The organism is Nonomuraea sp. NPDC046570 (assembly GCF_040645915.1).
Classification (GTDB): Bacteria; Actinomycetota; Actinomycetes; order Streptosporangiales; family Streptosporangiaceae; genus Nonomuraea.
In genome coordinates this window covers 36,282-49,776 of record NZ_JBEYZF010000029.1, presented here as the reverse complement: position 1 = coordinate 49,776, position 13,495 = coordinate 36,282, and the positions used below count along the sequence as shown (strand labels likewise).

The 13,495-nt window shown below is 68.7% G+C and carries 10 protein-coding genes; all 10 read right to left on the bottom strand.

Annotation, left to right across the window (positions count from 1 at the left end; genetic code table 11):
- Positions 1 to 314 precede the first annotated feature (314 nt).
- Positions 315 to 1,751, bottom strand: coding sequence for an alpha/beta fold hydrolase (locus ABZ911_RS33185; RefSeq protein ID WP_358065013.1), 1,437 nt, complete (start codon positions 1,749 to 1,751; stop codon positions 315 to 317).
- A 602-nt stretch (positions 1,752 to 2,353) separates the two neighbouring features.
- Positions 2,354 to 4,321, bottom strand: a complete 1,968-nt coding sequence (locus ABZ911_RS33180; RefSeq protein ID WP_358065010.1) for an FAD-dependent oxidoreductase — start codon at positions 4,319 to 4,321, stop codon at positions 2,354 to 2,356.
- Positions 4,322 to 4,451: 130 nt separating this feature from the next.
- Positions 4,452 to 5,042 (bottom strand): hypothetical protein, encoded by a 591-nt coding sequence (locus tag ABZ911_RS33175; protein ID WP_358065007.1) that lies wholly within the window; start codon positions 5,040 to 5,042, stop codon positions 4,452 to 4,454.
- 74 nt (positions 5,043 to 5,116) lie between these two features.
- Positions 5,117 to 6,460, bottom strand: coding sequence for a hypothetical protein (locus ABZ911_RS33170; RefSeq protein ID WP_358065004.1), 1,344 nt, complete (start codon positions 6,458 to 6,460; stop codon positions 5,117 to 5,119).
- Between the two features lie 21 nt (positions 6,461 to 6,481).
- Positions 6,482 to 7,510, bottom strand: coding sequence for a LacI family DNA-binding transcriptional regulator (locus ABZ911_RS33165; RefSeq protein ID WP_358065001.1), 1,029 nt, complete (start codon positions 7,508 to 7,510; stop codon positions 6,482 to 6,484).
- On the bottom strand, positions 7,511 to 9,217 hold the full coding sequence (locus ABZ911_RS33160) for a glycoside hydrolase family 36 protein (protein WP_358064998.1): 1,707 nt from the start codon (positions 9,215 to 9,217) through the stop codon (positions 7,511 to 7,513).
- Positions 9,218 to 9,219: 2 nt separating this feature from the next.
- Positions 9,220 to 10,029 (bottom strand): carbohydrate ABC transporter permease, encoded by an 810-nt coding sequence (locus tag ABZ911_RS33155; protein ID WP_358064995.1) that lies wholly within the window; start codon positions 10,027 to 10,029, stop codon positions 9,220 to 9,222.
- A complete protein-coding gene (locus tag ABZ911_RS33150) occupies positions 10,026 to 10,949 on the bottom strand; it encodes a sugar ABC transporter permease (protein ID WP_358064992.1) in 924 nt (307 codons plus the stop codon). The genes ABZ911_RS33155 and ABZ911_RS33150 overlap by 4 nt, the downstream gene beginning before the upstream one ends.
- Positions 10,946 to 12,253 carry a sugar ABC transporter substrate-binding protein gene (locus ABZ911_RS33145; RefSeq protein WP_358064989.1) on the bottom strand — a complete coding sequence of 436 codons (1,308 nt, stop codon included), beginning with the start codon at positions 12,251 to 12,253 and terminating at the stop codon, positions 10,946 to 10,948. The genes ABZ911_RS33150 and ABZ911_RS33145 overlap by 4 nt, the downstream gene beginning before the upstream one ends.
- On the bottom strand, positions 12,250 to 13,404 hold the full coding sequence (locus ABZ911_RS33140; protein WP_358064986.1) for an aminotransferase class V-fold PLP-dependent enzyme: 1,155 nt from the start codon (positions 13,402 to 13,404) through the stop codon (positions 12,250 to 12,252). The genes ABZ911_RS33145 and ABZ911_RS33140 overlap by 4 nt, the downstream gene beginning before the upstream one ends.
- Between the last annotated feature and the right edge of the window lie 91 nt (positions 13,405 to 13,495).

Below are 13,495 nucleotides of genomic sequence, written 5' to 3'. Positions count from 1 at the left end.
TGGCGTCGCCTGGCCGATCTGACCAGCCAAGAGGGTACGTCTGGTTCACATCGGTCCTGAAGCAGCCCGAGGACGTTACCACCGGGATCGGTGACGGTGGCCACCAGGCGTCCGCCACCGCGGGCTCCTTACGGTCACGCTAGGCGCAGCTCGGTGACCTGCGCTTCTCGATTCCTGATCGGTTCGGTCGCCCAGCGCCTTCCCCACGTAGAAGGCGCTGGTACAGCAACGCGCCCCGACTCGACTACGAGTCGGGGCGCGTTGATCAGGGCCGGGATGGCCCAAGGTCGGCGTCGGTCAAAGCCGCCAGGAGCTCAGTTGGACGTCCTGAGCGTGCCGGTGGCGGCCGTGGTCGGCTGCTGGCGGGAGGAGGTCAGGGACGGAGCGCCCCAGGGGAGCTTGTCCGTCGGCCACAGCTCACGCTGTTGCCCCTTGAGCATGCTCTTGGCTCGACCGCCGACGGCGCAGCGGAAGCCTTCCGGAGGCAGGGTCAGCGAGATCAGGTAGTTGTCGATCGGTACCGTGCTGCACTCGTCCTTGCCGTAGATGCGGTGGCCCCAGCCCTCGTACGTGATCAGGCGTGCCTTGGAGCCGAGCTGCCGGGCCACGTTGACGGACCAGGAGTACGGGGTGGAGGGGTCGTGCAAGGAGTTGCCCAGCAGGATCGGAGCGCTGCCCGTGTAGCGCAGCCGGTGCTGCGGGTTGGTGGTGGGGTGGTTGAGGCAGACGGGCAGGTCCTCGATCGGCATCGGGTTGAAGCGCATGTCCGGGGCTTGGCGCTTGGAGCTGCGCAGCAGCCAGGCGTATTCCTTGTAGCTGCGTACCCGCAGCTTGTAGTCCTGGCAGAGGATCGCGGTGGGAAGCTGGGCGACTTCACCCGACACGGGCCCACGGCCGGGCAGCGGGGGCACCCACTCCGGCGGCTCCCCGCCGTCCAGGGCGCGAAGCATCTCGCTGAGCAACTGCCATGCGGGCCCTTCGTTGCCCAGCACGCCCTGCCACAGGACCTGGATCTCGGTCATCGGGCGATCCTTGACGCCCGGGTAGTACAGCTGGCCGCTGCGCGCCTTGGCCAGGATTCTCTCCCACACCGCCCGGACGTCCTTGCCGTGCAGAGCGCAGCCGGGCTCCTGGTCACACCAGCCGACGAACTGGTCGAAGGCGTCCTCGACGGCGGCGGCCTCACTGTCGAGGAAGGCCTTGACGCCGAGGCTGTGGTCCATGTTGCTGTCCAGGGCCATGGCCCGGATCCGGTTCGGGAACAGCTCGGCGTACATCTGGCCGATCAGCGTGCCGTACGAGATCCCGTAGTAGGTGAGCTTCTCCTCACCCAGCGCGGCGCGCAGGGCGTCCAGGTCGCGCGCGACGTTGACCGAGTCGACGTGGTCGTACAGCGGGCCGGTACGGGTTCGGCAGTCCGCGCGCAGTTTCTTGGCGTACGCGGTCCACTTGACGAAGTCGGCCTGGCTCTTCATGACGGCGTGCGGCATCTGGTTGTACACCGACGCCGAGCAGATCACCGGGTGGCTGCGGCCCACACCCCGGGGGTCGAAGCCGACGATGTCGAACCGCTTCTGCAGTTCCTCGGTGTAGGAGCCGGGGGCACCGTACACGGCCTCCACACCCGATCCACCAGGACCACCCGGGTTGATCACCAGGGAGCCGACGCGGCCCGCGGGGTCGGTGGCCTTGCGGCGGGCGATGGCCAGGTCGATGGTCGCCCCGTCCGGGCGGGACCAGTTGATCGGCACCGCCAGCTTGCCGCACTCGGCGGAGGGCTCCTCCGCACAAGGCGCCCAGGCGATGCGGCCCTTCCCGGGAGTGGGTGTGGCCGAGGCCGTCGGAGTTGGCGAAGCTGTGGGGGTTCCCGATGCTGTGGGGGTTGACGAGGCTGTCGGCGTAGCCGTGGCTCCGTCTCCAGGGGCCGCCGCGATGGCCGCCGATACGGGTAAAAGCGTCGCTACCGCGACAAAGGCGGCGGCAAGCAGAGAAGATCTTCCTCGCACGGTGCTCCATTCCTGGATCGGCCCGGTCGGCTCACTCGTGCGGCACTCGCCCGGCCTGATCCACTCGGTCGACAGCCGCACGGCCCCAAAGCTGGCGGCGGCGCAACGCGGCCCCCGTGACCGCGACAAATCGACGGAAAGCACGATACAACAGGAGCATTCAGAAGATCATGACAATGATCGTGAAGCATCACTGACCAGCCCGTTTGCCAGCGGGCCGATGAGGTGTCACGCCAAGCGCAGCAGCACAGTTGGCGGATCTGGCGCGACGGCCTGGATCTGTTCCACTCGTGCCGGTGGACGACTACCAGGCGATGCGCGGGCATCCGGTGAAGATCGGAGCAAGGCTAAGAGTCGGTGTTCGGCCGTTGAACGCCTATTCGCTGCGCGCTGGTGAGGATCTGTGCTCCCAGGGCGCTTTCCAGTTGCTCCCAGCGGGTGACGAGATCGGAGAGCATCGTCATCATGACATCGGGAAAGGCGCTCAGGAACGTACGGTACCGGTGGTGGTCCAGATGGTAGAGCGTGACATCGCTGACCGCCGTCACGGTCGCCGTCCGGGCCTTGAAGAACAGGTCATGGCTGCCCAGCACCACCCCACGGCCCATGACGACGCGTTCGTAGATGCCACCGAAATCGACCTCCACCTCGCCGTCGGCCACCAGGAAGACACCGTGGGCGGTGTCGTCTTCCCGGCAGACGCTCTCTCCGGCGGTAAAGGTCAACTCGTCGAACATCGACGCCAGCGTCTCCAGTTCCGCGTTGACCAGCAACTCGAACAACCGCACCCCGTACGGGTCGCTACTGGTTCGCAGGCATTCGGCGCGCCGCTTGAGTTCGTCCTCGTTGAGATGGCTCATGCGCATCCGCGCGAACCGTTTCATCCGGTCGATGTCACGCAGTTGCCGACGTGAAGTCTCCGTCGAGGGCGGGCTGTAGAGGGAGGCGTCGCCGCTGATGCGGGCGGCCTCGCGAAGCCCGGAGTCGTAGGCGCTGTGCACACAGCCCCAGTGGTAGCTGTTGGTCGCCTCACCGGCGAAGAACAGGCGCCCGGCGACAGGCTCAGCCAGCGCGTCGATGTCCTTGGGTGAGGCGTCGATCCCGATGCAGGTGTAGGAACCCCGGGAGAACGGATCCGCAGACCAGGCCGTACGGGTGATGTGATCGGGCGCGGGAACTTCGGCGCCGAACATGTCCCCGATGACCGTCGCCGCGTACTCGGCGACCCGGTCATCCGGCCAGTTCTCCATGTCCCGGCCCAGTGAAGCACCCATCAGCATGACCAGAATCGGCTTGCCGTGCGACTTCCACATGTTGATGATCACAGTGGGATAGCTGTCGGTGTCGCGGCAGAGGTAGCCGAAAACATACTGGTCGTCGGGCCAGAATCGTTCACTGTAGTGCAGCGCGATCTTGTTGAGGGTGCCGAAACCCAGCCGGGTGATCGCCGTCCGCTTCTCCGTCGGCAGGGGTGGCTCAAAGGCCACCGTTCCAGCCTTGAGCACACCGAGCGGCACCGTCATCAGTATCTTGTCGGCCTCGAAATCGCCCCGGCCGGTCGTGACGCGCACGGGGCGGGAGCCGTCGCCGACATCGATGCCGGTCACGACGTGACCCAGTTTGATGTCCAGGCCGTCGGCGAGGGCATCCGCGACCGCCCCGTAGCCGCGCTGCAGGACGCAGTCACCATGGCCGTAGATCAGATACCCCTCCTCCCAGAACTTGAAGGACAGGTTGGCCGAGTCCTCGGCGACGTCTTCACGCAGAATGACATTCAGGTGATAGCGGATCGCCTGCTGCTCCTGGGGGCTGTAGCTGCGGGCGGCCAGGATCTGGCCGATCGCCTCGCCCAGTGGCAGGTCGGCATGACCCAACCGGCGCGCGAGCCCGGCACGCTGCTCCAGCTCGTACAGCACCTCATCGGCCAGCTCCAGCGTGCGGCTCTTCACCGTCTGGCTGGTGAGCTTCCCGTCCGGGCCGAACAACTGCAGACTGTCGAACCCACCTGTGTACGAGCTGCTGCCACCCACATAGCTGTACGGAATCTCCAGTCGTTCCACCAGACCCGTGATCGGATTGCCCTCGGTGCCGTGAATCCAGTGCGCCCCCAGGTCGACCCCGTCGTCGTCGGTCCAGATCCGACCCCCGATCCGATCACGGCCTTCCAGGATCATGACCGCATGACCGGACTGCTGAAGGGCACGCCCCGCTGCCAATCCAGCCATCCCCGCGCCGATGATCAGCACGCGCTCGCCGGGATGATCGCGGCGCTCCAGGTCGTCAGCGGGAACCCGAGGGGGGATGAGATTGTCCACCGTGACACTCCTCTTTACCTCAACCGACACTCTATGTAGTCGACATTAACATTCAGTAGTATTTCTAGGGTAAGAAGACAGCCTGATACGACCAAGGGGTACGCCGACACGACTCTGGTCGCACCTGGATTCAGCGTGTCCAGTCGATCCGCTTCTCGGCCATGACGAACATCGAGGCCCCTTCGCGCGCGAGTTCGGCGGCCAGCCGCAGATCACCGTCCTTCGGTACCAGCAGCGGGCGGGCCAGCGCTATGAGTGCCTCCGCGGCGGACTGGTCGTGCGGCGGCTGCGCCGCGGGCTGAAGCTCTTGCTTGCACGCTCGCGCCGACGGAAACGCCGCCACCGCCTCGATCGCACGGGGAAGGTTGTCCTGCCAGGAGAGGATGTCCCGGGTGCTGTCGAAGGCGTCGGCGCTCGTCATGATCCGCACCGTTTCGGTCCGGCTGCGCTCAAGTATCCACTTTTCCTTGGTCCAGGGCACCTTCCAGGCGAGCGATGCACCCCCATTGTTGGGTTTTGCCTGCTGGGTGCCGAGGACGGCCAGAGCACGGTCGAGTCCATCGGGATCCCACGACTGATCCGGGTGACGCCAGCGGGCGCGTTCCTCGCTCGTCTCGGGGACAGGCAGAACAAGTCGATCAAAAAGCAGGACACCGCGTGCCAATACGCCGGGCTGACAGTGGTCATTGACCGCGTACGTCCCCCATAGCTGCGCTCCCATGCCTTGAACATAGATGCGCCCGTTCAGCCCCGCCAGAGCACCGGCGCCTGCTGTTACGAAAGGAGACTGGATCACTATTTCACCGGGCGCGCGGTGACCGTGGTGCCCGGTGGCACCGTCTGAGTCAGTTCGGAACCGCACGGGAACCGCGCCGTCCACTGGTAGGTCAGCCGGTCCGACAGGTTCGTCAGCGTGGTGGCGGTCGCGCCCTCGTGCCGGACCGTCACGGCGCCCGCGCCGATCGGAATGCCCGAGACGGCCAGCCACGTGACGTCGTCCGGCAGCCCGGAACAGGTGGTCAGCGCGTTTGACGGCGCGTCGGGCCGGACTCCGAGCAGGCCCTCGACGGTCTGGCTGACCAGCGTGAAGGACACCTCCGGGTAGTCGCCGTTGAGCCCGCCCGCGACGTGCGCGGCGGAGCGGGCGGCGAAGATCTCCCGCATCCACCGCCAGGCGGTCTCGTTCCTGCCGTGGCGGAAGAAGGTGTCGGGCAGGTAGGTGAGCGCCTCGACGTTCTCCGGCCGGCCCGGACCGGCGGCCTGCGCGTCGACGTAGTCGAGATAGCCGGAGCCGTCGTCCATGATGTCCTTCAACGGCATGAACCAGCTGTTCTCCGCGCCCCACCCGGTGACCGGCAGCCCGTCCACGGTCCAGCCGCGCACCTGCTCGCCGTCCAGCCGCCACGTCTCGTTGAAGTGCCGTCGCAGCCCGTGGGCGAGCCGCGTGTAGTCGTCGCCGTCCGCGCCTCTGGCGCGCGCCAGCTCCGCCATGGCCAGGTAGGCCGCGTACTGCGCGGCGATCCCGTCCCCGGCCTCCGCCAGCGGCTCGCCGCCGAGCTCGTTGTAGGTGGCCGTGCCCTGGAAGATGCCGCCGCCAGAGCCGCGCGCCACCAGGCCGCCGCCCGCGTTCCTGGCGACGAACTCGCCGGTCGCGTTCTGGTAGTAGCGCCAGAGCACCGGGTCGTCCACGTACGCGCGGTCGCCCGTCCAGCGGTGGACCGCCGCCGCGGTCTCCACCAGCTCGAACACCGCCGGCACCTCACTGACGAAGTCGTCGGGACCGCGGTAGTCGATCGACAGGTAGGAGCCGTCGAAGTTGAACGCCCACACGGGGTGGTAGCCGTGCTCCTCGGTGGCGGAGGCCGCGAAGCATCGCAGCATCGCCAGGTTCGCCTCCGCCAGGCCGAGCAGGTGGGCGCCAGCCGCCTGGTGGGCGAAGTCACGGGCGTAGAAGCCGCTTCGGTGCGCGTATCCCGCCCAGTAGGAGGGCAGGTAGACACCCTGCCCGGTGCCGTACGGCTGCCGCTCGTCGACGTTGACGGGGCCGCGCGACCCGGCGGGGTGCGCCCAGCGCAGCGCCCGCTCGCGCGCCCATTCGAACATCGCCACGAGCTCGTGGCTGCTGGAGCCGATCTGCATTGAACGTTCCCATCACGGCCCTCAAGGGCCGACACTGGGACGGATCACCAGCTCGCCGGGGAGCAGAAGGCCCGCCTGCGGGGTGACGCCGTCCTCGATGATCTGGAGAAGGCGGCTGACCAGGGCTTCCGCGATGCGGCGCAGCGGTAGCCGTACCGTGGTCAGGGCGGGCTGGAGGAACGCGGTGATCGGCAGGTCGTCGAAGGCGACCAGGGCCAGGTCGGCGCCGATCTCCAGGCCCTCCGCCCGGGCCGCGGCGTAGACGCCCAGCGCGAGCCAGTCGCCGCCGGCCACGATCGCGGTCGGGCGGACGCGCCCGCTCAGCAGCTCCCGCGTGGCGGCGACGATCTCGCCTGGGTCGTCGCCCGGCACCGAGTACTCGTGCCCGGCCAGGCCATGGCGGCGCACGCCTGCCAGGAAGCCGTCGCGGCGGTCGTCCATCCACGGCTGCCCGGCGGCGGAGGCCAGGAAGGCCACCCGCCGGTGACCTCTGGCCGCCAGCAGGCCGACCAGGTCGATCACACCCTGCACGCTGTCGACGTCGACCCAGGACTGCGGATGCTCGGGCGTGGTCCTGCCGAAGGCCGCGAACGGGAAGCCCGCGCCGGACAGGTGGGCCACGCGCGGATCGTCACGCAGTATGTCCGACAGCAGGAAGCCGTCCACGGTACGCGCGGCGATCAGCTCGTCGAGCGCCTGCTCCTGGCTCTGGCCAGGCCGCGGCCGTACCAGCAGGATCCGGTAGCCGGCCTCGCCCGCGGCCGCGACGACCGCCTCCAGGAAGCCGCCCATCAGCGGGTTGGGATTGGCCGGATCGTCGACCGGAGTCGGGTACGCGATGATCCGCCGGGTGCCCGACTTGAGGCTGCGCGCCGACTGGTCGGGCCGGTAGCCGAGCTCCTCGATGACGGCGGTGACCCGCTCCAGCGTCTCGGCCTTCAGCCGGTGCGGTGCGTTGAGCGCGTTGGAGATCGTCTGCCGGGACACGCCGGCCGCCCGGGCGACATCCTCGATGGTGACCCCGCGCTCGCGCGGCCGGCGTGTCGTCACTCAGCCTCTCCTCAGCTTCAGCAGGCCGCCCAAGGGCACGTCGATCAGGGCTGGCCCGGTCTCCAGCCGCAGGTCGGTCGCCTGGACCAGCGTGCCGCCGCAGTCGTAGACCTCGGCCCGCGCCTCGCCTTCGCCGAAGAGCACCACGCGGGGGTCGGGGTCGGCGTTGGCGACGAGCAGCTCGCCTGACTCCGGCACGTCCACCGGCAGCGGTGCGTAACGGGCGATGATCGTCGTCTGCCCATCGTAGGCCCGCACGAGCGGGTAGCCGTGCTCCGGCTGCACCGGCTCCAGCACGCCTAGTTGCAGCGTGCCGAGGTGCCTGCGGAAGATCTCCAGCCAGAACCCGATCGCGGCGAGCTGGTCCGGCCGCTGAGCCGACAGGTCGACCGAGATCTGCGGCACGGAGAACAGCGCGTTGATCAGATGCACCGCGACCTGCTCGGCGGGCTCGTCCGGATGCCACAGGATCATGTCGGAGTGCACGGCGATGGGGCCGGCGACCAGCCGCAGGTCCAGCGTCCGCTGCCGGTTCTCCTGCGGGCTGAGCGGGCAGTCCGTCGCCCTGATCATGTTCGCGTACGGCCACAGGCCGGGGCTGGTGTACGGCTGGCGATGCTCGACCAGCACCTCGGGCGCGGTACGGCGAAGCCGTACGTCGAGGTCGTGGAGCAGCCGCCGCACCCCCTCGTCCACCTCCGCGCAGTCGGTCCCCTCGCCGGGAGCGGGGTCGCCGCCCGGCGTCGCGAACCGGTCGACGAAATCGATCTTCAGGCCGTCCACGCCCCACGCCTCGACCGGCTGGGCCAGCTTGTCGATGAGGAACCGCCTGACCTCCGGATACCGGGGGTCGAGCACCGCGGCGTCCATGTGGTCGAGGTAGCGCAGGAACTTGCCCTCGAAGCGCTCGAAGGCGGCATTGTGCTTGCCGACGAAGGGGATGGCGTACCAGAGCAGGTAGGCCATGCCGAGCTCACGGACTCTAGCCACATGCCCTGAAATATCGGGGAAGGCGGTGGTGTTCGGCTCCCAGTCGCCGCAGAACGCGTAGCCGCGCGCCCGGTCGGCCGTCTGCCAGCCGTCGTCCACGATGATCGTCTCGCAGCCGAGCTCCTTCGCCAGCCCCGCCTGCAGTTCCACGGACTCCGCGCTGACCTCCTGATGCATGCTGTACCAGGTCGAGTAGACCGGCAGCCGGGCGGCCGTCGGCGTCGGCGGCAGGTGGCGGCCCACCTGCCACCAGGCCGTCACATCCGCGATCGCCGCGGAGAACGGCCGCTTCGACAGGTCCAGGCGGATCCGCAGCCCCTGGCCGCGCAGGGTGAAGACGAACTCGCCCGTCTCCTCGATCACCCCTGCGGTGAAGCTCACCGGCGACACCGACTCGGCCAGCGCCACCGTGCACACGTTCGCGCTGCCCGTGCCGACCAGCGACACCACGGGTGAGCCCTTGGTCAGCCTGGACTCCTGCGGCGCGCTCCAGATCGGCGGCACCCAGAAGGTCCCGCTGCCGGGCGTCCAGAAGGCGGTGACGTCCACGCACGGAATCCGCCACTGCGCCGCCGTCGCCGTCGGCGCGTCGATCAGCCAGACGCCGTCGGCGACCCGCGTCACCGCCGCGTCCGCGGTGCCGGCGACGGCCATCTCGACCTCGCCGGCACGTACCGTCGCCGTCTCGCCGAGAGCGTAGGGCTCCCAAACCTGCATGCCTATCCCTTCGTGGCACCGGCCAGCAGGCCGGAGATGAACTGTTTCTGGAGGATGAGGAAAAGGATCATCATGGGCAGCGAGGAGATCGCGGTACCCACCATCACCTGGCCGAAGTCGGTCCTGGCCTGGGCCTGCAGAGTGGCCAGGGCGACCGGCAGGGTGAACATCTCGGGGGTCCGCATCGCGATCAGCGGCCACAGGAAGTCGTTCCACGCCCCGAGGAAGAGGAAGACGCCCAGCGCAGCCAGCACCGGGCGCATGACCGGGACCACGACCCGCCACAGCACCCGCAACTCGCCCGCGCCGTCCACCCGCGCGGCGTCCAGGAGCTCATCCGGTACGGCGAGCAGCGACTGCCGCATGAGGAAGATGCCGAACGGGACCGTCAGATTGGGCAATATCAGCGCCGGGAAGGTGTCGATCAGTCCGAGGTCGTTCATCATCTCGAAGATCGGGATGATCGTGACGCCGCCTGGGATCACCAGCGTGGACAGCAGCAGCACGAAGAACGCGTTCCGGCCGCGGAACTCGAACTTGGCGAAGGCGTACCCGGCCAGCAGCGCCACGACGATCGCGATCAGGGTCTGCACGACCGCGACGAACAGCGTGTTGCCCAGCACATTGACCAGGCCGATCGACTCCTCGAGTTTGGCGGTGTTCGCCCCGAGCTGGTCGCCCGGATAGAACTTCGGCGTCTCGGCGAAGATCTCGGAGTTGCCGTGGGTGGCGGCCATCGCCAGCCAGTAGAACGGCCCGACGCACAGCGCGAACACCGCGGCCAGCGCGAACGTCAGTGGCCAGCCCTTCACTTCTTGCCTCCGGTGAGCTTGAGCTGGACCAGTCCGAACCCGGCGACGATCAGCGTGAGCGCGTAGGCGATCGCCGCGGCGTAGCCGAAGTCGAAGTATTGGAATCCGTTCTGGTAGAGGTACAGCGAGATGGTGAGGGTGGAGTTGTCCGGACCGCCGCCGGTGAGCACGAACGGTTCGTCGAACAGTTGCAGCGTGCCGATCGTGGACAGCACGACCGTCAGCAGCAGGATCGGCCGCAGCTGCGGGACGGTGATCGACCAGAACCGGCGGATCGCCCCGGCGCCGTCGACCATCGCCGCCTCGTAGAGCTCCTTGGCGATGCTCTGCAGCCCGGCGAGGTAGATCACCGCGGTGTAGCCGGTGTAGTGCCAGGTGAGCGCGATGACGATGGCGATGCGGGCCCAGAAGGGGGTGCCCAGCCAGTTGATCGCGTCGATGCCGACGAAGCCGAGCAGCCAGTTGAGCAGACCGGAGTCCTTGCTCAGGATCACCGAGAACATCACGCCGTAGGCGACCAGGCCGGTCAGCGACGGCATGAAGACGCCCAGCCGCCACAGGCCGCGCAGCCGTACGAACGAGGAGTTGAGCCCGAGTGCGAGCAGCAGCGCGAGCAGCAGCATGATCGGCACCTGGACGACCAGGATCAGCGTGGTGTTCCACAGCGCGGTCCAGAACAGCGGGTCGTTCACCAGCCGGACGTAGTTGTCCAGCCCGACGAAGCTGCGGGCCGCCCCCGCGCCGGTGGTCAGGCTGATGTACATCGCGGCGAGGATCGGATACGCCTTGAAGCACAGGAAACCGAGCAGCGCGGGCAGGATCAGCAGGTAGGGGATGTTCCTCCTGGTGACCAGCGGGCGGCGGAAGCGGGGAGAGCCGCCACGCTCGGTGGCGGCCTCCCGCGTCATCGTGAGCGTCATCCCGCGAGCTTCCTGCCGGTCTGCTGGGCGAGCTGCTGGGCCGCCGTGGTCAGGGTCGCGGCCGGGTCGGCGCCCTTGGTCAGAACCTGCGTCTGGGCGTCGCTGGCGATCTTCAGCGCCCTGGCGTAGTCACTGGAGTAGTAGGTGGCGTCGGCGCCCTCGGTCAGGGAGTCCACGAAAGTCTTGAGCGTGGGCTGCCCGCCGTAGTACTCCGTCGGGGCGGAGTACATCGGGTCGGAGTACGCCGCGGTCAGCGCGGGGAAGACGCCGCCCTCCTTGAAGACCTTGTTGATGACCTCGGGCTTGGTCAGCGCGTATTCGATGAACTTGTACGCCTCGGCCTGGTGCTTGCTGGTGCCGGAGATCGCCAGGTGGGTGGAGTTGACGATCGCGGTCCGCTTTCCGCCCGCGGTGACCGCCGGCGGCTGCATGACCCGCCACAGGCCCTTCTGTTCAGGGCGCATCTCCGGGATGTAGTTCGCCGCCCAGGCCGCCCACGGCAGCACGGCCAGCTTGCCGCCGGCGATCAGCTTCTTCTCGCTGCCCTCGCCGGAGGTGTCGGCGATGATCCCGGCCTCGTTCATCTTCTTGATCAGGGTCATCGCCTGTACGGCGGGCGCCGAGCCGAGCGTGACGTCACCCTGCTGGTTGAAGTAGAACGCGCCCTGCTGCTGCAGCAGCGACTGGTACAAGTCCATGTCCATGCGGCCGGCGGCCGGCTTGTTCAGGCCGATGAGGGACGCCCCGGTCTTCTCCTTGAGCTTCTTGCCCGCCTCGATGGCGTCGTCCCAGGTCTGGATCGCCGCCGGATCGATCCCGGCCTTCTCGAAGAGGTCGGAGCGGTAGAAGAAGCCGACCGGGTTGACCTCCCACGGCATCGCGTAGACGCCGCCGTCCTTGCCGGTGACCGTGGGCCACAGCCCCTTGGCGAAGGCGTCCTTGTAGGTGCCGGCGCCCAGCTTGTTCAGGTCGGCCAGGCCGCCGGGGAACTTGTCCACGTAGCTGGGCAGGTAGTCGATGCCGATGTGCAGGACGTCGCCCAGGCCCTTGCCGCCCGCCGCCATGCCGATGGTGATCTTCTCCCAGATGGTCGGGTTGCCGATCACCAGGACGTCGACCTTGATGTTCGGGTTCGCCTTCTCGAAGTCCTTGGCGACCGCGGCCAGGCCGTCCGACGCGGGCTTCCAGCTCCAGACGGTGATCTTGACGGGACCCTGCTGCTCGGGCTCGCTGTTGCCACCGCAGGCGGCCAGGGCGAGCGCGCCGGTGAGAGCCAGCGCGAGAGCGGCGCGACGGTTGATCATCTTAATGCTTCCTTTCGGGGGGTGAGGGCTGTACGCAGACCATGTGCCAGCCGGTCGACGGCCTCGCCAGGGGTGGTGGCGTGAGGGGACAGCCGGATCCAGCCGCCGCGCAGGGTGGTGGTGAGCCCGGCCGCGCCGAGTGCCGCGTGGACGTGCGCGGGGTCACGGCCGGGCAGGCGGAGGCAGGCGATGCCGGAGCGCGTCTCCGGGTCCCGCCCGTCCATGAGGATCTCCGCGCCCGCGCTCATGGCGGCGTCGAGCAGGGTGGCCAGCGTCTGGGTGAGCTGCCGGCCGAGGTTCGGCACGCCGACGGAGAGCGCCAGGTCGATGGCGGCTCCCAGGGCGGCGACCGCGGGGTAGTCGGGATTGGTCGGCGTATGCGCGACCGCACCGGTGAGGGGCGGCTTCGGATGCCTGACCGCGAGAGGCTCGCGCACACCCGGCACGCGGACGCCGGAGGTCAGGGGTTCGTGGACGCCGGACCATCCGCCGAGGCCGGGCGTGAGCCGGTCGGCGACCCGGTCACGGACGAGGAGGATGGCGGCGCCCCAGCCGGCCCTGAGCCACTTCTGGCCACCGCAGGCGAGGACGTCGGCCGCCTCGACCTCCAGCGGGACCGCGCCCAGGCCCTGGATGGCGTCCACGATCAGCGTCCGTCCCTCGCCGAGCGTCTCCTTCAGCGCCCCGAGCGGCGCGCGGTAGCCGGTGAAGGCGTCCACGGCGCTGATCGTGAGTGCGCGCACGTCCTGGTCGAGGTGGGCGCGCACGGTTTCCGGCGTGATCCTGGGCGCGTCGATCCAGCGGACGCGGAGCCCGCCGCGCTCCTCGAACCGCAGCCAGGGGTAGATGTTGGAGGGGAACTCACCGCGCGGCACCAGCACGACGCCGCCGCGACCGCCCATCGCCGCGGCGGCGGCGAAGAGCGCGTGGCTGGTGGACGAGACGAAGGCCACCTCGTGCACCGCGCTCCGCAGCAGGTCCGCCGCGGCGGCCTGGGTCTTGGCCGCCTGGGCCTGGAGCCCGTCCAGCGCGGCGCACGGGTCGCGGGTGAGCAGTTCGGCGGCCTCGACGACGGCCCGCGTGACCGCCTCGGAGGTCGGCCCGACCCTGGCGAAGTCGAGGTATCCGGGGGGTTCACGGAACTGCCGCACGTAGGACCCAGGGATATGAACGTTCAAATCCACTCCACGCACGAGTCTGGCAGGTCAGAGATGGGTTAGAGATCTTGGAGGAGAGAGGGGC